At 69.3% G+C, this 22,162-nt stretch carries 21 protein-coding genes; 18 read left to right on the top strand and 3 right to left on the bottom strand.

Annotated elements, in window-relative coordinates; genetic code table 11:
• Nucleotides 1-5: 5 nt before the first annotated feature.
• Genes N0A24_01740 through N0A24_01685 form a run of 12 tightly spaced genes read left to right on the top strand, consistent with a single transcriptional unit; the run spans nt 6 to nt 13,729 of the window.
• Nucleotides 6-1,208: a methionine adenosyltransferase gene (locus N0A24_01740; GenBank protein MCS7172129.1), complete on the top strand. Its 1,203-nt coding sequence runs from the start codon at nt 6-8 to the stop codon at nt 1,206-1,208.
• Between the two features lie 56 nt (nt 1,209-1,264).
• Nucleotides 1,265-1,537 carry a hypothetical protein gene (locus N0A24_01735; protein ID MCS7172128.1) on the top strand — a complete coding sequence of 91 codons (273 nt, stop codon included), beginning with the start codon at nt 1,265-1,267 and terminating at the stop codon, nt 1,535-1,537.
• A gap of 16 nt (nt 1,538-1,553) precedes the next feature.
• Nucleotides 1,554-3,050 carry a hypothetical protein gene (locus tag N0A24_01730; GenBank protein MCS7172127.1) on the top strand — a complete coding sequence of 499 codons (1,497 nt, stop codon included), beginning with the start codon at nt 1,554-1,556 and terminating at the stop codon, nt 3,048-3,050.
• Nucleotides 3,047-3,721 (top strand): hypothetical protein, encoded by a 675-nt coding sequence (locus tag N0A24_01725; protein MCS7172126.1) that lies wholly within the window; start codon nt 3,047-3,049, stop codon nt 3,719-3,721. The genes N0A24_01730 and N0A24_01725 overlap by 4 nt, the downstream gene beginning before the upstream one ends.
• Nucleotides 3,718-5,232, top strand: coding sequence for a hypothetical protein (locus tag N0A24_01720; protein ID MCS7172125.1), 1,515 nt, complete (start codon nt 3,718-3,720; stop codon nt 5,230-5,232). The genes N0A24_01725 and N0A24_01720 overlap by 4 nt, the downstream gene beginning before the upstream one ends.
• A gap of 1 nt (nt 5,233) precedes the next feature.
• A complete protein-coding gene (locus N0A24_01715; GenBank protein MCS7172124.1) occupies nt 5,234-6,232 on the top strand; it encodes a MoxR family ATPase in 999 nt (332 codons plus the stop codon).
• Between the two features lie 5 nt (nt 6,233-6,237).
• A complete protein-coding gene (locus N0A24_01710) occupies nt 6,238-7,113 on the top strand; it encodes a DUF58 domain-containing protein (GenBank protein MCS7172123.1) in 876 nt (291 codons plus the stop codon).
• Nucleotides 7,110-8,885, top strand: a complete 1,776-nt coding sequence (locus N0A24_01705) for a BatA and WFA domain-containing protein (GenBank protein MCS7172122.1) — start codon at nt 7,110-7,112, stop codon at nt 8,883-8,885. The genes N0A24_01710 and N0A24_01705 overlap by 4 nt, the downstream gene beginning before the upstream one ends.
• Nucleotides 8,882-11,554 (top strand): VWA domain-containing protein, encoded by a 2,673-nt coding sequence (locus tag N0A24_01700; protein ID MCS7172121.1) that lies wholly within the window; start codon nt 8,882-8,884, stop codon nt 11,552-11,554. Before N0A24_01705 ends, N0A24_01700 begins: the two co-directional genes overlap by 4 nt.
• Nucleotides 11,551-12,366 carry an S-methyl-5'-thioadenosine phosphorylase gene (locus N0A24_01695; GenBank protein ID MCS7172120.1) on the top strand — a complete coding sequence of 272 codons (816 nt, stop codon included), beginning with the start codon at nt 11,551-11,553 and terminating at the stop codon, nt 12,364-12,366. Before N0A24_01700 ends, N0A24_01695 begins: the two co-directional genes overlap by 4 nt.
• Before the next feature lie 32 nt (nt 12,367-12,398).
• Complete coding sequence (locus tag N0A24_01690; protein ID MCS7172119.1) at nt 12,399-12,695, top strand: hypothetical protein; 297 nt, start codon at nt 12,399-12,401, stop codon at nt 12,693-12,695.
• A gap of 5 nt (nt 12,696-12,700) precedes the next feature.
• Nucleotides 12,701-13,729, top strand: coding sequence for a beta-eliminating lyase-related protein (locus N0A24_01685; protein MCS7172118.1), 1,029 nt, complete (start codon nt 12,701-12,703; stop codon nt 13,727-13,729).
• 252 nt (nt 13,730-13,981) lie between these two features.
• Here N0A24_01685 and N0A24_01680 read toward each other — a convergent pair whose 3' ends face one another.
• From N0A24_01680 to N0A24_01670, 3 genes are read right to left on the bottom strand one after another with little or no spacing between them, the layout of a single operon-like run.
• Nucleotides 13,982-15,409, bottom strand: coding sequence for an MlaD family protein (locus tag N0A24_01680; protein ID MCS7172117.1), 1,428 nt, complete (start codon nt 15,407-15,409; stop codon nt 13,982-13,984).
• Nucleotides 15,406-16,179, bottom strand: coding sequence for an ABC transporter ATP-binding protein (locus N0A24_01675; protein ID MCS7172116.1), 774 nt, complete (start codon nt 16,177-16,179; stop codon nt 15,406-15,408). The genes N0A24_01680 and N0A24_01675 overlap by 4 nt, the downstream gene beginning before the upstream one ends.
• Nucleotides 16,180-16,191: 12 nt before the next feature.
• Nucleotides 16,192-16,989 carry an ABC transporter permease gene (locus tag N0A24_01670; GenBank protein MCS7172115.1) on the bottom strand — a complete coding sequence of 266 codons (798 nt, stop codon included), beginning with the start codon at nt 16,987-16,989 and terminating at the stop codon, nt 16,192-16,194.
• A 217-nt stretch (nt 16,990-17,206) separates the two neighbouring features.
• Between N0A24_01670 and infC the strand changes: the two genes are divergently transcribed.
• From infC to pheT, 6 genes are all read left to right on the top strand, one after another.
• Nucleotides 17,207-17,701 (top strand): translation initiation factor IF-3, encoded by a 495-nt coding sequence (gene infC, locus N0A24_01665; protein ID MCS7172114.1) that lies wholly within the window; start codon nt 17,207-17,209, stop codon nt 17,699-17,701.
• 12 nt (nt 17,702-17,713) lie between these two features.
• On the top strand, nt 17,714-17,917 hold the full coding sequence (gene rpmI, locus N0A24_01660) for a 50S ribosomal protein L35 (GenBank protein ID MCS7172113.1): 204 nt from the start codon (nt 17,714-17,716) through the stop codon (nt 17,915-17,917).
• A gap of 13 nt (nt 17,918-17,930) precedes the next feature.
• On the top strand, nt 17,931-18,287 hold the full coding sequence (gene rplT / locus N0A24_01655) for a 50S ribosomal protein L20 (protein MCS7172112.1): 357 nt from the start codon (nt 17,931-17,933) through the stop codon (nt 18,285-18,287).
• Nucleotides 18,284-19,021, top strand: coding sequence for an RNA methyltransferase (locus tag N0A24_01650; GenBank protein MCS7172111.1), 738 nt, complete (start codon nt 18,284-18,286; stop codon nt 19,019-19,021). The genes rplT and N0A24_01650 overlap by 4 nt, the downstream gene beginning before the upstream one ends.
• A 72-nt stretch (nt 19,022-19,093) precedes the next feature.
• Nucleotides 19,094-20,077: a phenylalanine--tRNA ligase subunit alpha gene (pheS, locus tag N0A24_01645; GenBank protein MCS7172110.1), complete on the top strand. Its 984-nt coding sequence runs from the start codon at nt 19,094-19,096 to the stop codon at nt 20,075-20,077.
• 9 nt (nt 20,078-20,086) lie between these two features.
• Nucleotides 20,087-22,156, top strand: a complete 2,070-nt coding sequence (pheT, locus tag N0A24_01640; GenBank protein ID MCS7172109.1) for a phenylalanine--tRNA ligase subunit beta — start codon at nt 20,087-20,089, stop codon at nt 22,154-22,156.
• Nucleotides 22,157-22,162 lie beyond the last annotated feature (6 nt).

Genomic DNA, 22,162 nt, shown 5'->3' with positions numbered 1-22,162 from the left:
GGAAGATGAGGGATCGCATCCTCGTGGAGTCGCTTCCCGGTCCTCCGGTCTCCGAGCACCAGATGGAGCTCGTGGAGCGGAAGGGGGTCGGACATCCGGACTCCATCTGTGACGCCATCATGGAACAGATCTGCGTGGAGCTCTGCCGGGTGTATCTGGAGCGCACGGGCACCATCCTGCACCACAACATCGACAAGGCCCTTCTGGTGGCCGGGGAGGCGGAGGTCCGCCTGGGAGGAGGAGAGGTCCGGGAGCCCATGCGCCTGATCTTCGGCGATCGGGCCACCTTTCGGATCCAGGACGTGGAGATTCCCGTACACGAGATCGCCACCGCCACGGCCAAGCGGTGGATCCGGGAAAACCTCCGGTTTGTGGACCCCGACCGGCACGTGCGCTACGAGAGCCTCATCCGTCCAGGTTCCCCGGAGCTGGTGGACATCTTCCACCGGGAGGAGATAGGGGCCAACGATACCTCCGCGGCCGTAGGCTACGCTCCCCTCACCATTACGGAGCAGACGGTGCTGGAGGTGGAGCGCTACATGAACGGTCCGGAGTTCAAGCGGATCTTCCCGGAGGCGGGAGAGGACATCAAGGTCATGGGGGTCCGGACGGGGTCCACCCTGCACCTCACCGTGGCCGTGGCCTTCGTGGATCGGTTCGTGGACAGCGAGGCCACATACTTCCGGCGGAAGGCCCACATGCAGGAGACGGTCCTGGAGTTCGTCCGCAGCCGGTGTCCCCTGGAGGTGGAGCTCACCATCAACAACGCAGATCAGCCCGGTCGGGGCCTGGGAGGGATGTACCTCACCGTCACCGGCACCTCCGCGGAGGGTGGTGACAGCGGACAGGTGGGCCGTGGGAACAAGGTGAACGGGGTCATCGCCCTGAACCGCCCCATGGGCACGGAGGCGGCCGCGGGCAAGAACCCCGTCTCCCACGTGGGGAAGATCTACACCGTGCTGGCCCACCAGATGGCCCAGAGGGTACATGAGGAGGTACGGGGCGTCCGGGAGTGCTACGTGTGGCTCGCGAGCCAGATCGGGGAACCCATCCACCGTCCGCGGGTCGCCGCGGCTCAGGTGGTCTTTGCGCGGGGTGTGCAGAAGGAGCGGGCGTTCCGGCAGATCCGGGAGATCATGGAGCGGGAACTCCTCCGCCTCCCCCAGCTCGTGCAAGACCTGGTGGCGGGGAAGTACGCCATGCTGTGAGGGCGTTGACGGAGAGCCCGAGATTCCAGAGAATGGGGCTCCGGAGGTGAACAGAAGTGCCGCTCTACGAGTACCGCTGTACCCACTGCGGGCACCACTTTGAGCGCATCCAACCGGTGGGCGCTCCCCCGGAGCCATGTCCCGCCTGCGGCGCACCCAGCCGCAGGGCGTACGGATCCGTGGGCCTCGTGTTCCGCGGCTCCGGGTTCTACCGTACGGACTACGGGCGGCCCTCGGGTGGCAACGGGACGTCCGGAGCCGAGCCTAAGGAGAAAAAGGGGGAAAGGAAATCTGAGGGCGCGGCCACGGGGTCGGACGCGGACCGGTAAGGCCTCCCCCGGGCGCATGGAAGGTCTGGGGCGCACGGCCCTGCGCCGTGCGCCCTTCTTGCTCCTGCTTGCCCTGTTCCTCTGCGCGCCAGGCTACGCCGCCTCCCTGCAGGTGCAGGGAGAAGTGGGGTGGAAGGGGTGGGTGCGCCCCGGCTCCTGGCATCCCCTCCTCATCCTCCTGCGGTCGTCCGCATCCCTGGAGGGATGGGTGGTGGTGGAGATCTCCTCAGGTGCCCAGAGCCGAGTGCGCTACCGCCGGCCGATCCACCTTCCGGGCAATACCCCGAGGGTGTTCCACCTCACCCTCCCCCTCCTAGATCTCCGGGGGCCGGTGAGGATCTCCGTGGAGACGGAGGGCCGGACCGTCGCCCGCACCGTCGTGCGGATCTCCCCCCGGCGGGTAGCCCAGGGCTTGGTGGCGGTGGTGGACCGGGTGGGGCGGGGACCGGGCCGACTCGCGGAGCCCGGCCGGCGTGTGGCGATCGTGTTGCGGGAGCAGGATCTCCCGGAAAACCCCCTGGCCTATACCTCCCTGGATGCGCTCGCGATCCGGACCCTCGTGGAGGGGGACCTGAACCGGCGGCAGCGGGAGGCCCTCAGGGCCTGGGTCCTGCACGGGGGATGGATCCTGCTGGAGCGTGCTTTCCGTTCCTCCGGCCCTCTTGGGACCTGGCTGGTGGCGGCCGCGACATCTCCTGCGGGACTTGGACGGGTCGACTTCTGGGATCCCACGGGTGCGGAGCCGGACGGCACGGGGAAGAGGCCCCTCCGCCGGTCCGTAGAGTGGAGTCCGGAGGAGGTGGCCCGGCCGCGCCCGCCTTTTGGGCTCGTGGCCTGGGGGCTCGCGGGTGCATGGCTTGCGCTCTTTCTCGCGCTTCGCGCGGGTGCCCTGCGTCCGTGGGGGTGGGTTTGGATTCCCGTGGGGGTGGGCGTTGCGACGGCGGGACTTCTGCTCCTCGCCGGAGAGGTACGGCGCCAGGTGACCCTCCCGGATCGGGGATGGGTGACGGTGGTGGTGGAGGACGCGGCGTGGACGTATGGTTTCGGAAGTCACCGCTCCGCGTACGGCGGGCCCGTCATCGTAGATCTCCCCGCCAACTCCTCCGTGCTCCTCCAGGGCGTCTTTCCGGAAGCGGAAGTTGAGAAGGGGAACGGCGTCCGGGTACGCCTCCACCAGCAGCCTGCTCAACCCCTCTTGCTCCGGTGGGAGCGGGTTGGGGAAGGGGAACACACCGCGGGGGTAGACCGGCAGGGTCGCTGGTTGGAACTCCGGGGAGGCCACCTGGGGCGTTCCTGGCTCGTGTGGAACGGCCGGGCGATCGAGTTCCACAGCCTCCGGGAGGGCCGTACAGCCCTGGAAGCGGGGGCGTGGCGGCCCCTGGACGGAGCCCACCCCGGGATGCAGCTGGGGCGTCGGCTGGTTCCCGGCTGGGATGATATAATGAAATCCTACCCGGTGCTGCTGGGGGAATCGGGCGGCGGCTGGGTGGTTCTCGTGGCGGGCTGGCGATGATGGCGGTGGCACGGGGTGATCTCCGTGCCCGGCTCACGACCGCGAAGGGCGTGGCCGTACTCGCCATATGGCTCGCAGGTCTCCACCTCTTGGCCCTGTTCGGCACCACCCCGGATGGAACCGCGGATCATCCCACCCTTGCCGTGGCCTCCTGGGTTTTCCTCGCGGCGGTGGGCTTCCTGGGCGTGGCGGTGGGAAGCGGGGAGATCACGATCCCGGGCGAGAAAGGTCTACCGGATCTGGCCACCACATCCTTCTCCGCCCGCGACATCGCGGGCGGGAAGGCGCTCGCCGGACTCCTGTACTCCTCCCTCCTCTCCCTGCTGGCCTTACCCGTCCTCTCCTTCCTCGTAGGGCTGCGGGCCCTTCCGTGGGAGGCGGCCGCCTCCCAGGTGGCAGCGGTCGTCCCCGTGGGATGGGCCTTTGTCGGAGTCGGGACCTGGCTTGGGAGTGCGGTGGAGAACGACCTCCTCCGATCCCTCGCGGTGTGGACCGGGGTGGGGGGACTGGGCGCTTTCGCCCTGTGGGGAACGCTCTCTCCCCTCCAGGCCCTTCATCCCGCCGCTCCAGCGCTTTCGAGGTGCCTGTGGATCGGAGGGTGGACGGGGGCGGCTTTGGCACTGTTCTGGATCTGCGCCTGGCAGGTGGAGCGCCTCCGGAGGAACCCGTGAGCACTCAGGCATTCCAGACTCTGCACCAAGCCCGAAGCCGCATGGCGTGGCAGCGGGCCGTAAGCTTGGCCTGCGTGGTGAGCCTGGGCGGGCTCGGGTGGGGAATTGCCATGCGGGTCCTCTCCCTGGCGCTCCCGGTGGAGGTACCGCTCGGGTGGATCTTCGGAGGAAGTGTTCTCGCAGCCCTCTCAGGCCTCCTCGCAGGCCGCCTCCTCCTGGTCCCCCCGCTGTATCAGGCGGCCTACCTCCTGGACCAGGCCTGCGGGCTGGAGGACCGGCTGACCACCGCCCTGGGCATCGCCCTGGGCCGGGTTCGCTCCCGGTTCCGGGATCAGGTGCTGGAGGAGGCGACCCAGGCCCTTCTCCACGCGGATGCCCGCCGTGCCGTGCCCCTGCGGAGGGCCCTGGATCCCCGGATCCTCGTGCTGGCGGGAGGGCTGTTGGGCTGGGATCTGGTGCTGGGCGGTGCCACGCTGCCGGGGACCCCTGCGCGCCGGGCGCAGGAGCTCCTCCGGGCAGAAAGCCAACGGCTGGAGCAGAGGGTTGTGCGGATCGGACAGAGCGCACGGGCGCAACGGCTCTTGCGGGCCGCGGAGCAGGCGGAACGGGTACGGCAGGCGGCCCGCGCCCTGCGGCAGGAGCGGATGACGCGCCAGGGAGCGGTGGAGCGGTTGCGAGCGCTGGCGCGCCAGGTAGAGGGTGCCCGTCAGGCCGCGGAAGGTCTCCTCCGAGAGGAAGTCGGTACGCCTCGCCTGCCTACCCGGGAGGCCCTAGACCGGCACATTCAAGACCTGCAGGCCCTCCAGCATCGGTTGAGCACCGCCATCTCCCCTCAGGAGAAGCAAAGGGTGAAAGAGGCCCTGCGGGATTTAGCCTCTCGCCAGGACCTCCCCCCGTCCGTCCGGACCTCTCTGCGTAGGGCCCGCCAGGGCTTGCGACCATCGGATCAGGCCTCCGCCCTCCAGGCCCTGGAGCAGGCGCGGGAGGATCTCCAGGGGATGCAACGCCTGGCCTCGGAGGTGGAGGCCCTGCAGACGTTGGCGCGGGAGGTGGAGGCGACCGGGCAACGCATCCAGGCACCCGCGGAGACTCCCACCGCGGTGGAAGAGCGGGACATCGTGACGGGAGCCGCTCCCTTCTCCTCAGCCCCCGCGGGTTCCCGTCGAACCATCAAGCAGGACGGTCCGAGACCCGGGGCGCTTACGGAGGGGCCGAACGAGGGACTTCGGGCGGGACAGGGAAGCCTGCGGGAGAAGCTGGGGGAGCCCACGGAGCGGCTGGGGACCGGGCTTAGGCGGGAGCTCCTTCGAGGGGTCCCCGGGGGGGGAAGGCCGACCCTCGTGGAGGTCCAGGGAGCAGGCGTGCGGAGCCAACCTCGGACCGTCCCCACGCACGTCCCCCTCGTGGTGGTGTCGCGGTCGGACGAGGCCATGGCGCGTGAGCGGATTCCCGCGCCGTATCGGGACCTGGTGCGGCGGTACTTCCTGGAGCTCGGACACCGGAGGGACTAGGGTGGAGATCCACGAGTTCCAGCACCTCTACCGGAGGATCCGGGCGGAGATCGGGAAGGTGATGGTGGGATACGAGGAGCTGGTGGATCTGGTCTTGGTAGCCCTGTTTGCGGGAGGCCACGTGCTCCTCGAGGGGGTTCCGGGGGTGGGCAAGACGCTGCTGGTGAAGACCGTGGCCCGCGTGCTGAACCTGCGGTTCTCACGGATTCAGTTTACCCCGGACCTCATGCCCGCGGATATCGTGGGAACCAACGTCCTCGTGACAGACGAGGACGGCCGGCGGCACTTTGCCTTCCAGCCCGGCCCCGTGTTCAGCCAGCTGGTGCTCGCGGACGAGATCAACCGGGCTACGCCCAAAACCCAGTCTGCCCTGCTGGAGGCCATGCAGGAACTGGCGGTGACCGTCTTCGGGGTCTCCTATCCCCTGGAGCGCCCCTTCTTTGTGCTCGCTACGCAGAACCCCATCGAGATGGAGGGAACCTACCCGCTCCCCGAGGCCCAGCTGGACCGGTTCTTCTTCAAACTCCGCGTCCCCTATCCGGACGTGCCGTCGCTGGTGGAGATCCTGGACCGCACCACCGGGGCGGTGTTTCCGAAGGCGGAGCCCGTGGTGGACAGCGCCACCGTCCTCGCCATGCAGGCGTTGGTACGGGAGGTGGCGGTAGCTCCGCACCTGCTCGGGTACGTAGCACGCCTCGTGGAAGCCACCCACCCAGGAAGCCCCCGCTGCTGTGCCCTCGTCTCCAGGTTCGTGCGGTACGGCAGCAGTCCCCGAGGGGCCCAGGCCATCCTCTTAGGGGCGAAGGTGCGGGCCCTGGTGGCGGGGAGGGCGCACGTGAGTGCGGAGGACATCCGGTCCGTGGTGCTCCCTGCCCTCCGACATCGGATCCTCCTGAACTTTGAGGGCGAGGCGGAGGGAGTGGATCCTGACCGGATCCTGCGGGATGTCCTGGCCCACACCCCCGAGCTCGAGCCTACAGAGCCCCTCCCGGCGCCGTGAGCTCCATGCTGCTGGATCCGGACTTCCTCCGCGAGCTGGAACGCCTCACGCTCCTCGTGCGCCGCCGGGTCCACAGCCGATCCGGAGGAGACCGGCCCAGCACGCTCATGGGCCGCGGGGTGGAGTTCGCGGACTACCGCTCCTACCAGGTGGGCGACGATTACCGGTTTGTGGATTGGAACGCCTACGCACGCCTGGACCGGCTGTTCGTGAAGCTCACCACCACGGAGGAAGACCTGGATGTCCACCTCCTCCTGGACGCGAGCGCGTCCATGGGGTTCGGGGATCCGACCAAGCTGGACTACGCGAAGCGGCTGGCGGCTGCTCTGGGCTATGTCTCCCTAGTGAACCTCGAGCGGGTGGGCGTGGTGGTCCTGCAGGGCCCCCGCGTCCAGGTACTTCCGCCCCGCCGGGGCCGGACATCCGCACACACCCTCTTCTCCTTCCTGGAGCAGATTCGGCCGGAGGGCCCCACCACCTTGGCCTCCGCCCTCGCGGACTACACCGCCCGGACCCGGCGGCGGGGTGTGGCGATCCTGCTCACGGATCTTCTGGATCCCGCGGGCTACGAGGAGGTGCTTCGGCGGCTCCACTACGGGCGGTTCGAGACGTTCCTCGTTCAGGTCCTCAGCGAGGAAGAGCTCTTCCCTCCCCTCAGGGGGGAGCTCCGACTGGTGGACGCGGAGACGGGATCCGCCCTGGAGTGGACGAGTTCCCGGGAAGCCCTGGAGGCCTTCGCCCGAGCCCGCGACGGGTTTCTGGAGGGGTGCCGGCAGTTCTGCCTCCGGCACGGAATCGTCTACCTTCGCACCACCACCCGTGTGCCGGTGCAGGACCTGGTGCTCCGTTACATGCGGGCCGCAGGGCTGGTGCGGGGATGACGCTAGAAAACCCCACGGCCCTCTGGTGGCTGGTGAGCATCCCTTTCCTGGTGCTCCTGTACTTCCTGCGGACTCGACGCACGGAAGTGGTGGTCCCGAGTCTCCTCCTCTGGCAACGGGCAGCCCGGGACCTCCAGGTACGCCGCCCGGTCCGGCGACTGGAGCGCAACCTTCTCTTGCTCCTGCAGATCCTTGCGGTCTGCGCCGCCTCCCTCGCCCTCGCACGGCCCCACCTCCTCCTCCCCGGCGGCGTGGGCACGGATGTGGCGGTGGTGGTGGATGTCTCCCTGAACATGCAGGCCCGGGACCTCGTGCCCAGCCGGTTCGAGGCGGCCCGCCGCGCGGCCCAAGCGCTGCTGGCACGGGTGGGGCCCGGCCATTCCGCGGCCCTTATTGGGGCCGCCCGCACGCCCCGCCTGATCCGTCCGCTCGGCCCTCCCGCCGAGGCCCTGCGGGCCCTCCGGGAGCTGGAGCCCACGGACGGGCCTGCGGACCTAGCAGGCGCGGTTCGGTTGGCGCGCGCTCTCACCCGCCCGGGCCGCCCCATGGGAGTCCACGTGTTCTCGGATCGGTCCGTTCCCGGAACCACCACGCACCTCTTCAGGGGCACTGCCCGCAACGTGGGGCTCACCCAGCTCCTCGCCTATCCCCACGAGCCTGGCCGGCTTCGGGTTGTCCTCCGGGTGCGAAACGATACCCTCACCCCTCTCCACGTCCCCTTGGTAATCCAGGTGGATGGGAGGGAGGTGGCGCGCTCCCAGGTGTCCCTCCCTCCCTCGGGGGAGCGGGGAATGCGCTTCGAGGTCCCTCAGGGGGAGGTGGTGGAGGGCGTCTTGCTCGCCCAGGACGACCTGCCCGCGGATGACCGGCGAGTAACCCTAGGACGTCGCTCCCTCCCCACGGTGCTAGTGGTGAGCCGCTCCCCCACATTTCTCCTAGAAGCCCTTCGGGCCATAGGGGTGCGGGAGGTGGCGCGCAGCGAATCCCCGGATCCGCACCAGTGGTCTCCCTCCGACGTGGTCGTCGTGGACCGCCTTCCCGTGCGGGAGCTCCCGTCTGGAGGGGCGCTCGTGATCCGTACCGTCCCGCACAACCTTCCGGTCCAGGCAAGGGGAGTTGTTCCGGAGCCGCGGGTGATCCGGTTCCACCGGACGCACCCCCTCCTTCGCTTCGTGGATCTCTCGGGGCTACAGATTCGGGATGCCTTGCTCCTGGAAACCCGGGCGGGAGAGGTCTTGGTGGAGGGAGGCTCCCCACTGGTGTGGGGGTATGAATCGGGAACCCACCGGGTGGTGCTCCTCGCCTTCGATCTAGAGGGGTCTGACTTCGGCCTGCGGCCCGCATTTCCCATCTTCCTAGCCAATGTCCTGGACTGGTTGGCAGGTCGGTCCGTGGTGCAGGCGGGGGAGGAGCTCACCCTTCCCGCGGGACCGCACCGGGAGGCGTGGCTGGAGGGCCCTGGGGGGTCCGTACGGCTGCAGGCCACCGCCGGCGTGTTCCATACCCCGCCTTTAGATCGCGCGGGCGTTTACCGGCTGCGGGTAGCCTCCGGAGAGGTGCGCACCATCGCGGTGCAGCCCGCGGCAGGGGAAGAACTCCCTGTGGCCCCCAGTGCCACCTCCGGCGCCGCCGGATCCGGGGAAGCCCACGCGGCAGGCCGCGACCTCTCCCGGGGATTCCTGTGGGTCCTCCTCGCCCTCTTGGTAGGGGAGTGGGGGCTCTTCTTACGGCAGCGGGGCCGGAGGCCCACGGTTTCGGGGAGGCCATCTTGATCCGCTTCTCCTTTCCCCCTGCCCTCCTCCTACTCCTCCTCCTCCCCTTCCTGTGGCGGGCTTCCCGCCCCTTCCGGGTCGGACTCGCCCTCCTCCTGCGGACGGTGGCCCTGGGATTGGTGGTGCTTGCCCTTGCAGGGATGCAGCTCCTCCTCCCCGGGGGATCGCTCTCCGTGGTGTTCGTCCTGGACCGATCCGACAGCGTTCCTCCGGAGGAAGCCGCGCGGGCCGAGCGGTTCCTCGCAGCCGCCACCCGGTTCCGGCAGCCGGGCGATCGGCTTGGACTCGTGACCTTCGGCGGGAAGGCGGTGGTCGAGCAGGTACCCACGGATCGGTTCGATCCCTCTCCCACCCTTCGGCCGCATCCCGTGGACACGGACATCCAGAGTGCCCTGGAGCTCGCGCTCGCCGTCCTTCCGCAGGAGGGCGGGAGGCGGCTTGTGCTCCTGAGCGACGGACTGGATCTGCGGGGAGGGGCGATGGAGGCCGCCCGTCGGGCGGCGGCGGCCGGGGTCCCCATCTTCACGGTGCCCTTGCAGTCCGTCCTCGATCGGGACGGCGCGCGGGTCCAGGACCTCCTGACGCCCGCGACGGTTCGGGCGGGGGAGCGGTTCCAGGTGCAGGCGCTCGTTTGGTCCTCCCGCGCGCAGCGGGCCCGCCTGGAGCTCTCGGCCGGAGGACGCCTGGTGGCGAGCAGGGAGCTTCGGCTCTCCGCTGGGTGGACCGCGGTGTCCTTCTTCCTAACGGGGCCGCAAGGATGGCTTCCCCTCCGGGTACGCCTTCTGCCTGAGCAGGACGGGGTTTGGGAGAACAACGTGGCGGAGGCGGTGGTGCGGGGACACGGGGCGCCCACCGTCCTGTACGTGGGATCCGGAGACCTCCCCCGACTGCTGCGGGCACAAGGTCTCCGGGTAGAGGAGGCAAGTCCGGAGCGCCTTCCGGGCAATGCCGCCTCTTTGGTGCAGTACGAAGCCGTGATCCTGGAAGATCTTCCCGCCCACCGACTCTCACAGGCCCAGATGGAAAGCCTGCGCACCTACGTGGCTTCCCTCGGGGGGGGCTTGGTCGTGGTGGGGGGGACGCGCGCCTTCGGCCCCGGCGGCTATGCGGGAACTCCGCTGGAAGAGGTGTTGCCCGTCTCCATGGACGTCCGGCACCGGGTGGGGATTGTACCCGCGGCCGTGGTGCTGGTCCTGGACACCTCTGCCAGCATGGCCGGCCTGAGCAACGAACCCGCCAAGGTGGAGCTGGCGAAGGAGGCGGCCCGGTCCGTCCTCGACTTCCTCGGGGAGCAGGATCTCATCGGGATCATCGCCTTTGACCAGGAGTACCGGTGGTTGGTTCCCCTCACCCCGGTCCGGGAGCGGGACCGGATCGAGGAACGCATCGCCCGGCTGCGCACGGGCGGGGGGACGGACATGTGGCCGGCCCTGCGGGGCGCGGCGGAGGCCCTGAGAGGGGTCCGGGCGCGGGTGAAGCACGTCATCGCCCTCTCCGACGGGCAGACGGATCCTGGAGATTTCCAGGGGCTCGCACTGCAGATGCGGGCCGCGGGGATCACCCTGAGTGCGGTCTCCGTGGGACGGGACGCGGACGTCGCCTTCATGCGGCGGCTCGCGGAGTGGGGAGGGGGCCGGCACTACCATGCCCGGGATCCTTACACCGTTCCGCAGCTCTTGACCGCGGAGGTCACCGTCACCCGTCGGGCGTACTTCGTGGAGGAGCGGTTTGTCCCCCGGCGCACCGGCACTGCCTTTCTCTCCGGGGTGCCCACGATTCCACCCCTGCGGGGGTATGTAGCCACCTCTCCGAAGCCTGCGGCTCAGGTTCACCTCGTCTCCCCTCACGGGGATCCGCTGCTGGCCACGTGGCAGTATGGGCTGGGGCGGGCGGCGGCCTTCACCTCGGACGGAGGGCTGCGGTGGGCGCCGGAGTGGCGGCAGTGGTCGTACTCCGCCGCTTTCTGGTCCCGGGTGGTACGGTGGGCCATGCGACCTTCTCTGGAGCCCCTGGAGGTGCGGGTACACTTAAGGGGTGCCGCCGTGGAGGCGGTGGTGGATGCGCGGGATGCGGAGGGCAACCCCCTGGACGGACTCACGGTGGTGGGCACCTTGGTGGGGCCGCAGACCCAGAGGATCCGGTTCGTGCAGACCGGTCCCGGATGGTACGAGGCGCACCTACAGCTCGGTGCCCCCGGTACCTACGCGGTGACGGTGTCCGCCTTCCTGGACGGCCGGAGGGTGGGGAGCGCTTCGGTTCCCGTGCTGCTCCCTTACTCTCCGGAACTGCGATCCGGTTCCCGCGGGATATCCCTTCTGGAACGGATCGCGGAGACGACGGGCGGACGGGTGGTGCACCACCCCGCGGAGGTCCTCCGCAGGGATCCCTCCGCTCGCACCCCTCGGAATCTCGCGGACCTGCTCGTGTCCGTAGCCCTCTGCCTCCTCCTGGGGGAGGTGGCGAGCCGCCGGATCCCCACGCTCCAGGCGGCCTGGCAGGGGTTGCTGGCCCGCCTGCACCCGTGGGGGACGCGGGAGGAGGATCGAGCGTATGAAGAAGCGGATCGGTGGAGGTTCCCGGAGGAAGCCCTTCCGGCCTCCACGGAGGCGCTCACGCGGCTGTACATCCTCCGGCTGAGACAATCCAAGGACGAGCAGGAGGGCATATGAGGACGGTTCGTGCGGACGTGGGCGTGTTCGGGGGCTCAGGGTTCTATCAGCTGCTGGAGGAGGTGGAGGAGCACCGGATCGAGACACCTTACGGGCCTCCCAGCGACGCGGTGACCATCGGGCAGGTGGGCCCCAAGCGCGTGGCGTTCCTGCCCCGACATGGCCGGGACCACAGCATCCCGCCCCACCGCATCAACTACCGAGCCAATCTGTGGGCCATGCGGGAGCTGGGCGTGCGGTGGATCTTCGGGCCCTGCGCGGTCGGGAGCCTACAGCCCCACATTCGGCCCGGGGATTTCGTGCTGTGCGATCAGTTCGTGGACCGCACCCGGGGCCGGGCGGACACCTTCTACGACGGCCCCATCACCACGCACGTGAGCGCCGCGGACCCGTACTGCCCCACCCTGCGGAGACTGGTGGCGGAGGTGGCCCGGGAGCAGGGGCTTCCCCTGCACGAGCGGGGAACTGTGGTGGTGATCCAGGGCCCGAGGTTCAGTACCCGGGCGGAGAGCCGCTGGTTCCACGCGCAGGGGTGGGACGTGGTCAACATGACCCAGTATCCCGAAGCCATCCTGAGCCGGGAGCTGGGGATCTGCTACGTGAACATCTCCCTGGTCACGGACTATGACGTGGGCCTGGAGGGAAGGGAGGACCTGGAGCCCGTGAGCGCGGAGGAGGTGATGCGCATGTTCTCGGCGAACAACGCGAAGCTGCGCACGCTCATCCTGGAGGCCATCGCGCGGCTACCCGAGGAGAACTCCTGTCCCCTCTGTCCGCACGCGCTGGATCGGGCGCGGGTGGTGGCGCGGTGAACGGAGGAAACCCGACTGCAGGAGGTGAGGCGATGCCGGGAGGGAGGAGCCCCACAGACCCGCCGGGCCGCATTCTGGGCATGGTGGTGTTCGTGGTGGGGGTAGTCCTGCTCATCTACGTCTTCTACACCGCGTACACGGAGCTGGCGGCCGGCGCCTTGAGCCGGCTCACCTCCCCGACTCCGCAGCAGGGGCCGGACCTCAATCTGGTGCTGGCCCTGCTGGTGCGCGCCCTGTTCCTCTTCCTCCTCGGGTACCTTGCCTCCGCCATCGCGGGGCGGGGGATCGGGATGTATCAGGCCGCCCGGGCCGTGGAGCCCCAGGAGTGAGGGGAATGAGGGTGGTAGACCTGCGCAGCGACACCGTCACCCAGCCCACGGAGCGGATGCGGGAGGCCATGGCGCGAGCCCGGGTTGGGGACGATGTGTACGGGGAAGACCCCACGGTGCGGGCCCTGGAGGAGCTCGCGGCGGAGCGGATGGGGAAGGAGGCGGCCCTGTTCTGCGCGAGCGGCACCATGGCGAACCTGGTGGCCCTCCTCACGCATGCGCAGCGGGGAGACACGGTGCTGTGCGAGGCCGCCGCGCACCTCTACGTGTACGAGGGGGAGGGCCTCTGTGCCCTCGCAGGAGGGCTCCTGCGCCCCATCCCGGGCGAGCGGGGGTGGATCCCTCCGGAGATCTTGGAAGCAGCTTTGCACCCCCCAGGTCCCCGCTTATCTCCCCCGCGCCTGCTGTGCCTGGAGAACACCCACAACCGGGCGGGGGGCGTGGCCATTCCCCCGGACCGGATCGCGGCCACCGCCGCCGCCGCCCGCCGGATGGGTCTAGCCGTACACCTGGACGGAGCCCGCATCTTCAATGCCGCGGTGGCCCTGGGTGTACCCGCGCGCGTGCTCGCGGAACCGGTGGACTCCGTGATGTTCTCCCTCTCCAAAGGATTGAGCGCACCCGTAGGCTCCGTGCTGTGCGGCAGCAAACCCTTCATCGAGCGCGCGCGGCGGTGGCGGCAGATCGTGGGCGGCGGGATGCGGCAGGCGGGGGTGCTGGCCGCCGCGGGGATTGTGGCCCTGGAGGAGATGGTGGATCGCCTCGCGGAGGACCACCGGCTCGCCAAAGCGCTGGCGAGAGGACTTGCCCGGATCCCCGGCGTGGTGGTGGAGCCGGACCAGGTGGACACCAACATCGTCCTGGTGCGGGTGGATGGGGACGCCCACGGGCTCGTCGCGCGGCTCGCGGAACAGGGAGTTCTCTGCTTTGCCGTCTCCCCAAGCGAGATCCGGCTCGTCACCCACCGGCACATCTCGGATGAGGACGTGGTCTGGGCGGTGGAGGCCTTCCGGCGGGTCTGGGTCTCCCTGTAAAATCCGAACGAATTTACGAAGGGAAGAAGGAATTCCCGCGCCCCTTGCGTATACTGTTTACAAACCAAAACGGAAAGGAGGTAGCCGAGCCATGGCGGCGAAGAAGGCGGCCGGAAAGAAGGCCACCGCCAAGAAGACCTCCGCCAAGTCCACGGCGAAGAAGAGCGCGAAGAAGAAGCGGTAACGCTTCCCTCAGCGCTCGCGCTGGCCTCGGGGCCTTCCATGGTCCCGGGGCTTTTCTGTTTCTCTGTTTCAGAATCGGTACCGCAGGCCGATCCCGTACGAGGGCTCCTGGAGCACATCCCGCAGGTGCGCGCCGATGGCGAGGGCGGGCTGAACCGCGTAGTGGAGGGAGAGGTGCAGGGTGGGACGGTTGAAGTTCGTGAGGTCCAGGGCAACCCGCCATCCTCCTGCGGCCTGATAGTCGAGCCCCACACCTACCTGGGAATCCACAAGCCCTGCCCGCCATCCTAGGGCGTCCGTGAGGCGGAACCCCGCCTGGAGCTGCAACAGGTTCTCCCGTCCCACATCGTGGACTCCCAGGCGGTAATAGCGACCCTCTCCGGGCGTCACCCACAGGTCGAGATCGTGGCGGAACTGGGTGCGGCTGTTGTACCACACCGCGTAGGTGACGTGCAGATTGGGGAGGAGGAGCACCCCTTCCTGGACCCGCTGTAGGATGGGTTCCAGGTCCCCCACGGTCCGGTCGATCTTGCCCATCACCTCATCCACCCGGCGGGCGGCCGCCCGCGCATCCGTGAGGAGGGCACGCACCTCCCGCAGTTGCGTCTCGTTGATCAGGCCCTCCTGGAGATCGCGGCTCATTTCCTCCACGCGCCGGGCGGTCCGCTCCACGCTGCCCGCGGTGCGCTGGAAGGTCGAGGCCGCCTCCTCCACGCTGGCTACGGACCGACGGAGGCTGGCGGCGGTCTGCCCCCGAGCGGTGACGTCCTCCGTGAACCGGCGGATCTCCCGGGCGGTGCTCCGGAGGTCCTGCGCGAAGTCCCTCAGGCTGTGGGCAGCGCGGGTTACCTCCGTGCCCACCACCTCCGTCATCCTCTCCACCTGCCTGAGCGTTCGCTCCACGGACTGGCCCGCGCCTTCCAAGTGCTCCGCGGCCCGGACCAGGGAGGCCCGGAGCCGAGGATCGGCCACCGTCTCCTGAATCGCGCCCAGGGTCTCGTCCAGGCGTTCCACCACCCCCTGGGCGGACCGGATGAGGCGACGCACGTCCTGCACCGCCGTCTCCACCTCCGCCGCCAGGGCATCCACCCTCCGGTAAAGGTCCTCCACGGTACTGGCCCGCTCGCCGGTGACCACCGCGTCCGGTGGGATGGACGCGGCTTCCCCGGAGGGAAGGATTGCTAGGTAGCGGTTCCCCAGGAGGGTGCTGCTGGCCACCTGGAAACGGGATCCCGCGGGGATCCGGATCTCGGGCCGGATGCGCACCCGCACCGCGGCCCGGTGCTCGGGCGTGAGGCGGAGAGCGCGCACCTCCCCCACCTGCACTCCCGCCATCCGGACCGGGGTGCCGGGACCGAGCCCCTCCGCACTCTCGAACACCACGGTGAATTCATACCCCCGCTCGAAGAGCGGGACCCGTCCCAGGAATACCGCCAGGGCAGCCAGCAGCACGAGACTCAGCACCACGGCGAATCCGACTCGAGCCTCGGTTCTCACAGCCTTCCCTCCTCCCTCCCAGGGGTGGGCACGAAGCTCGCGCGGAGGAACTCCACCACCACCGGGTGGTCCGACCTCCACAGGGCCTCCGGGGGGCCCACGAGGACGAACCGTCCTCCCTCCAGCACCGCGATGCGCTGAGCCACCCGGAAGGCGGTCACGAGGTCATGGGTGACCAGTACCGTGGTGGTCCCGGTCTGACGCTGGACGTGCAGGATGAGGTCGTCCACCGCGCGGGCGGTGACCGGGTCGAGCCCCGCGGTGGGCTCATCGTAGAGGAGGATGCGGGGCTCCAGCACCAGGGCCCGGGCGATGCCCACCCGCTTGCGCATCCCCCCGGAGAGCTCCGCCGGCATCCGGTCCTTGGCCCCCTCCATGCCCACCAGCTTCAACTTCTCCAGGACTTTTTCCTGGAGGGCGCGTTCCGTCATCCGACGGTGACGGCGGAGCGGAAACGCCACGTTCTCCCCCACGGTGAGGGAGTCCAGGAGGGCGGAGCTCTGGAAGACCATTCCCACCTGCATGCGCAGCAAGGACAACTCCCGGGGGCGCAGGGCGTGCACCACGTGGCCGTCGATCCGAACCTCGCCCCCGTCCGGACGGAGAAGTCCCACCACATGCTTGAGGAGCACGCTCTTGCCGGCACCGCTTGGCCCCAGGATGGCTACGGACTCCCCGGGCTCCACCACCAGGGAGACGCCCCGGAGGACTGCCTGTGTCCCGAAGGACTTATGGAGGTCCAGGAGTGCGATCCGGCCCTCGAGGATCATCTCCCCTCCGTGTCAGAACAGCAGGAGATCCAAGAAGTAGTTGAGGGCGAGGAGGAGCACGATGGCGGTCACCACGCTGCTGGTGGTGGCCCTTCCCACGCCCTCCGCGCCGCCCGAGGTCCGCATCCCCTTGGTGCAGGCTACGAGGCCGATGGCGGCTCCGAAGACCGCGGCCTTTCCGAGCCCCTTGAGCACATCCGCGAAATCCAGGAACTCCCGCACGGAGCTCAGGTACACGGATCCCGGTACCCCTGTGAGGAGGGCCACCACGTAGCCCCCCAGTCCACCGACTGCGTTCGCCAGAAGGACCAGGACGGGCAACATTCCCACCAGGGCCACCACCCGCGGCAGCACCAGGTACTCCACGGGATCCGTGGCCATCACCTCGAGGGCGTCCAGTTGCTCTGTGACCTTCATGGTGCCCAGCTCCGCCGTGACCCCCGCCCCCACCCGGCCCGCCACGGTCACCGCGGTGAACACGGGGGCCGCCTCCCGGGCCATGGACACCGCCACAAGCCCCCCCACGAACCCCTCGGCCCCCACCGCCAGGAGCTGTCGGGCGGTCTGGAAGGCGAGGACCATACCGGAAAACGCTCCCGTGAGGAGGACCAGGGGGATGGAGTCCACCCCCGCCCGATCCATCTGTCGGAGGGTCTCCCGGACCTCCCACCGGAGGCGGGCGAGGGCCACGAGGACCCGGAAGAGGAGCAGGGTTCCCGCTCCCAGCTCCTCGAGCCAGTTCAGCACAACACGCCCCACCGCCTCCCACAGAGACGGCCGGGAGCCGGCTTGACGGACCTCCACGCCCATGTTAGGTTGATCGCGGCTCGGGTGCGTGCAGAAGCCTGGCGATTCCTCCTACCGCAACGGGATCCGAGGCCCATGCCAGGGGGCAAGGGAATCCCGTGCGGGGATGTCCGTTGCGGGCGGCTTCTGCTGCCCGCTTTCATTTTACCGGGACAGTGCGGGTAGGCCGCGGAAGATACCCGGAGCGTAAGGAGGGGAGAGCATCCATCGGGAACCCCGGGTGAACGAACGGATTCGGGCACATGAGGTCCGGCTGATCGGGCCGGGCGGAGAGAATCTCGGGATCGTTCCCATCCACGTAGCCCTGCAACGGGCGCGGGAGGCGGGGCTGGACCTGGTGGAGGTGGCGCCTCAGGCGGAACCGCCCGTGGTCAAGATCATGGACTACGGGAAGTACAAGTACGAACAGAGCAAGCGGGACCGGGAGGCGCACCGGAAGGCCAGGACCATGGAGCTGAAACGGATTCGGATGACCCCGAAGATCGGGGATCACGATTTCCAGACGAAGGCGAAGATGGTGTACAACTTCCTGCAGGAAGGGCACAAGGTGAAGGTGGAGATGTGGTTCCGGGGTCGGGAGGCGGTACACCCGGAGCTGGGGCGCATGATCCTGGACCGGCTCACGGAGTACGTCTCGCCCATCGCCACCGTGGAGCGTCCTCCCTCCATGGAGGGGCGGAACATGGTGGTGGTGTATAACCCGGCCCGGCGATGAGGAGGCAGAAGGATGCCCAAGGCCAAGACCCACCAGGGCACGCGCAAGCGGATCAAGGTAACGGGCACCGGCAGGCTCCTCCGCCGCCGTCAGGGCGGCGGGCACCTGAAGGAGAAGAAGCGGGCCCGGAGGCTGCGCAGCCTCGCGCAGGAGGTGCCCGTGGCGTCCCAGGACACCAGGCGCATCCGGGCCCTGATCCCGTACGATCTGGAGTGAGGGAGAGCGGAGCATGCCAAGGGTCAAGCGCGGGAAGACGGTACGTCGCCGCCACAAGAAGATCCTGAAGCTGGCGCGGGGCTACTGGGGCAAGAAGAGCCGCTGGTTCAAGCTGGCGAACCAGTACGTGATCCGGGCCCTGCGCAACGCGTACCGGGATCGCCGACAGCGCAAGCGGGATTTCCGGCGCCTGTGGATCGTCCGCATCAATGCGGCTGCCCGCCAGCACGGCCTGTCGTACAGCCGACTCATGCATGCCCTGCGACAGAACGGCATCGCCCTGAACCGCAAGGTCCTCGCGGACTTGGCGGTGCGGGATCCCCAGGCATTCGCGGAGATCGTCCGGAGCGCCACGGCCCGTCTGGGGTGATCACGAGCCCAAAAAACCCGCACATCCGGGAACTTCGGGCCCTGGCCCGTCGGCGGGAGCGGTGGACGCAGGGTCGGGTCGTCGTGAGCGGAGTCCGGATCGTGGAGACCATCCTCCGGGTGGGAGGGCAGGTGGAGGAGCTCCTGGTGGCGGAGCCCATGCCGGAACTGGAACGCCTAGCCCGACGCACGGGGATCCGGATACTCCGGGTGGGGCCGCGGGTGATGGAGGCCTTGGCGGACGTGGAGACTCCCCAACCCGTGTGCGCGGTAGTCCGGATCCCCACGGTGCGCCCCCTCTCCTCCCTCCCCTGGTCCCGACTCGCGGTGGCGGACGGGCTCCAGGATCCGGGGAACATGGGGGCCCTGGTCCGCACCGCGGACGCCGCAGGGTTCGATGCCCTGGCCGTTCTCGAGGGAACCGTGGATCCCTTTCATCCGAGGGCCATCCGCGCGAGTGCGGGGTCCTGCTTCGCGCTCCCCATCGCGCGGGCCACCTGGGAGGAGGTGCGGGGGGCTCGGGTGTACGTGGCAGACCCCCGGGGGGCGGTGGACTACCGGGAGGCGGATTACACGCCACCTGTGGCCCTCGTGTTCGGGAGCGAAGGGAGTGGACCCCGACATCCCTGGCCTGGATCGGTCCGGGTCCGGATCCCGGTTTACGGTAAGGCGGAATCCCTGAACGTGGTGGCCGCAGCGGCCGTGCTCCTGTACGAGGCCCGGCGCGGTGGCTGAGCCCGTCCCGCCCCTGGTATACTACCGGCATCGGCGAGGTCGTGCGGAACCACGCTTCCCAGGAGGAACGTTGTGGAACCGGAGATCCGGACCCTGCGGGAGGAGGCCGAACAGGAAATCCAGCGGGCCGAGACCCCGGAGGCCCTGGAGGCCGTCCGCCGTAGGTATCTCGGCAAGCGAGGCCAGCTCACCCAGCTGCTGCGGGGCTTGCGGGATCTCCCGCCGGGGGAGCGGACCCGGATGGGTGCCCTCCTCAATGAGACCAAGGAGTGGCTCGAGGCTCAACTGGAAGCCCGGGCCGAAGTGGTTCGGGCGATCGCTCTGCAGAGGCAGCTCCGCGCGGAGGCCATAGACGTCACCCTCCCCGGCCGGCGCCCCATTCCCGGGCGGCCGCACGTCCTGGGCCGTACCATCCAGGAGATCCTGGAGATCTTCCGCTCCATGGGGTTTGAGGTGGCGGAAGGACCGGAGATCGAGACGGAGGAGTTCAATTTCCGCCGCCTCAATATCCCGGATGACCACCCTGCCCGGGACATGCAGGACTCCTTCTACCTGGACCGCGAGCACCTCCTGCGGACCCAGGTCACCGCGGTGGATGTGCGGGTGATGGCGGTACGAAGGCCTCCCCTGCGGGTGGTGAGCATCGGCCGGTGCTACCGCCGGGACGCCCTCGATGCCACTCACGCGCCCGTGTTCCACCAGGTGGACGGGTTTTGGGTGGATCAGGACGTGCGGTTCTCGGACCTCAAAGGGGTGCTCTCCCGGTTCGCCCGGGAGATGTGGGGCCCGCAGACCCGGATCCGTTTCCAGCCCTCGTACTTCCCCTTTACGGAGCCCAGCGCGGAGATCGCGGTGTACTTCAGCGGCCGGTGGCTGGAGATCGGAGGGTGCGGGATGTTCCATCCCAGGGTTTTGGAGATGGCGGGAATGGATCCCGAGCGGTACACCGCCTTCGCCTTCGGGCTGGGGGTGGAGCGACCGGCCATGGTCCGATACGGCATCGGCGATATCCGCCTCTTCTGGGAGAACGACCTGCGCTTTTTGAACCAGTTCTAGGAGGGCGGGATGCGGGTTCCGTGGACCTGGCTCCGGGAACTGGTGCGCACACCGGACCCCCTCGATCCCGAAGCGTGGACAGAGCGGTTCCCCATGCTGGGCCTGGGCGTGGAGGCCGTGGAGCGGTGGGGGGATGACTGGGTGTTCTGCCTGGAGACCACCACGAACCGGCCCGACTGGCTGGGGATGGTGGGGATCGCGCGGGAGGTGGCGGCGGCCACGGGCGGGGAGGTGGTGGTCCCTCCCACGGTGGTGGAGGAGGAGGATCCCGCGGCGGGGAGTCTCGCCTCCGTGACGTTCGCGGATCCCGATCTCTGCTACCGGTACGTGGCTCGGGTGATCGTGGACGTTCAGGTGGGTCCGGCTCCCCGGTGGATGACCGAGCGGCTGGAGAAGTGCGGGATCCGCAGCATCAACAACGTGGTGGACATCACCAACTATGTGATGCTGGAGCTGGGCCAACCCCTCCACGCCTTCGACTACGACGCCCTCGTGGACGGCAGGATTGTGGTCCGGACCGCGCGGGCAGGAGAGCGGCTCGTGACCCTGGACGGGGTGGAGCGGGTGCTACCGGAAGGGACGCTCGTGATCGCGGACGGGGAGCGGCCCGTGGCCCTGGGCGGGATCATGGGCGGCGCGGACACCGAGATCCGACCCACCTCCCGCCGGGTGCTGCTGGAGTCCGCGTGGTTCAACCCCGTGGCGGTGCGACGCACGGCCCGGGCCGTGGGCTTGCGCACGGAGGCGAGCACCCGGCACGAGCGGGGTGGGGATCCGGAGCGGGCCCGGATCGCCGCCGCCCGCGCCGCGGAGCTCATGCGCCGCTACTGCGGGGGGCGGGTGCTGCGTGGCGAGGTAGACGTGTACCCCCGCCCGGAGCCGCCCCGGGTGGTAGTCCTGCGGTACGACCGCCTCTGCCGGGTGCTGGGGACTGAAATCCCGCGGGAGGAGGCCGAAGGGACCCTCCGCAGGTTGGGATTCGGTGTGGAGCCGCAGGAGGACCGGGCGGTGGTCCGGGTCCCCCACCACCGCCGGGACGTGGAGCGGGAGGAGGATCTCATCGAGGAGGTGGCCCGGCTGTGGGGCTACGACCGGATCCCGGAGACCATGCCCCTCGGCGAGATGGGGGTGGGAAGGCTCCCGGAGCACCTCGCGCGGGAGCGGGAGGTGCGGGAGATCCTGCTGCGCGATGGCCTCACGGAGGTATTCACCCTTTCCCTCCTCCATCCCCGGGACCTCGCTCGCCTCCGGATTCCGCCCGACCACCCGCTCCGGGAGGCCCCCAGACTTCTCAACCCCCTCACGGAGGAACACACGCACCTGCGCACCACGCTTCTGCCCTCCCTCCTGGAGGTCCTGCGTACGAACCGCACCCGAGGAATCCCGGACGTGCACATCTTCGAGATCGGCCGGGTGTACTTCTCCACCCCGGAGGGCTGGGAGGAGCGTAAGGTGGTGGGGATCGCCCGCATGGGCCGGGTGCTCCTGGGGCGCTGGAACCTCCCGGAAGAGGTGGTGGAGAGCACCTTCTACCACCTCAAGGGGAACCTCGAAACCCTCTTCGAGTCCCTGCACATTCCCGACTGGCGGCTGGTGCCGGAAGCCGTCCCCTGGCTTCACCCTTACCGCTCCGCTGCCGTGTGGATTGGATCGGAGCGGGTCGGATGGATGGGGGAGGTGCACCCCCACGTGGCGGAGGTCTACGATCTGCGGGAAAGGGCGTACGTGGCGGAGGTGGCCCTCGCGCCCCTGCTCGCGCACGCCCGGCCTCCGGAGCTCCGGCCCCTTCCCCGTTACCCCGCGGTGGACCGGGACCTGGCGGTGGTGGTCCGGGAGGAGGTGGCGGCGGGGGACCTGGTGGGGGAGATCCGGAGGGTGGCGGGCCCGGTGCTGGAGGCGGCAGAGCCCTTCGATGTGTACACGGGACCGCAGGTGCCACCGGGCCACAAGAGCGTGGCTCTCTCCCTCCGGTTCCGATCCCCGGATCGTACCCTGGAGGCCCGGGAGGTGGAGGCGATTCTGGAGGAGGTCCTGGAGGCCCTGCGGCAGCGGTTCGGTGCCCGCCTCCGGGGCGCGTAGAACGCA

Source organism: Armatimonadota bacterium (genome assembly GCA_025059775.1).
GTDB lineage: Bacteria > Sysuimicrobiota > Sysuimicrobiia > Sysuimicrobiales > Sysuimicrobiaceae > Sysuimicrobium.
Note: the sequence above shows the minus strand (reverse complement) of the source record. Positions and strands in the feature narration are given on the sequence as shown.

Coding starts and splice junctions, on each gene's coding strand:
- rpmI (MCS7172113.1), top strand. CDS start 17,714: ATGCCCAAGGCCAAGACCCACCAGGGCACGCGCAAGCGGATCAAGGTA.
- N0A24_01740 (MCS7172129.1), top strand. CDS start 6: ATGAGGGATCGCATCCTCGTGGAGTCGCTTCCCGGTCCTCCGGTCTCC.
- N0A24_01710 (MCS7172123.1), top strand. CDS start 6,238: ATGCTGCTGGATCCGGACTTCCTCCGCGAGCTGGAACGCCTCACGCTC.
- N0A24_01690 (MCS7172119.1), top strand. CDS start 12,399: ATGCCGGGAGGGAGGAGCCCCACAGACCCGCCGGGCCGCATTCTGGGC.
- N0A24_01675 (MCS7172116.1), bottom strand. CDS start 16,179: ATGATCCTCGAGGGCCGGATCGCACTCCTGGACCTCCATAAGTCCTTC.
- pheT (MCS7172109.1), top strand. CDS start 20,087: ATGCGGGTTCCGTGGACCTGGCTCCGGGAACTGGTGCGCACACCGGAC.
- rplT (MCS7172112.1), top strand. CDS start 17,931: ATGCCAAGGGTCAAGCGCGGGAAGACGGTACGTCGCCGCCACAAGAAG.
- N0A24_01670 (MCS7172115.1), bottom strand. CDS start 16,989: ATGGGCGTGGAGGTCCGTCAAGCCGGCTCCCGGCCGTCTCTGTGGGAG.
- N0A24_01685 (MCS7172118.1), top strand. CDS start 12,701: ATGAGGGTGGTAGACCTGCGCAGCGACACCGTCACCCAGCCCACGGAG.
- N0A24_01725 (MCS7172126.1), top strand. CDS start 3,047: ATGATGGCGGTGGCACGGGGTGATCTCCGTGCCCGGCTCACGACCGCG.
- N0A24_01695 (MCS7172120.1), top strand. CDS start 11,551: ATGAGGACGGTTCGTGCGGACGTGGGCGTGTTCGGGGGCTCAGGGTTC.
- N0A24_01705 (MCS7172122.1), top strand. CDS start 7,110: ATGACGCTAGAAAACCCCACGGCCCTCTGGTGGCTGGTGAGCATCCCT.
- N0A24_01730 (MCS7172127.1), top strand. CDS start 1,554: ATGGAAGGTCTGGGGCGCACGGCCCTGCGCCGTGCGCCCTTCTTGCTC.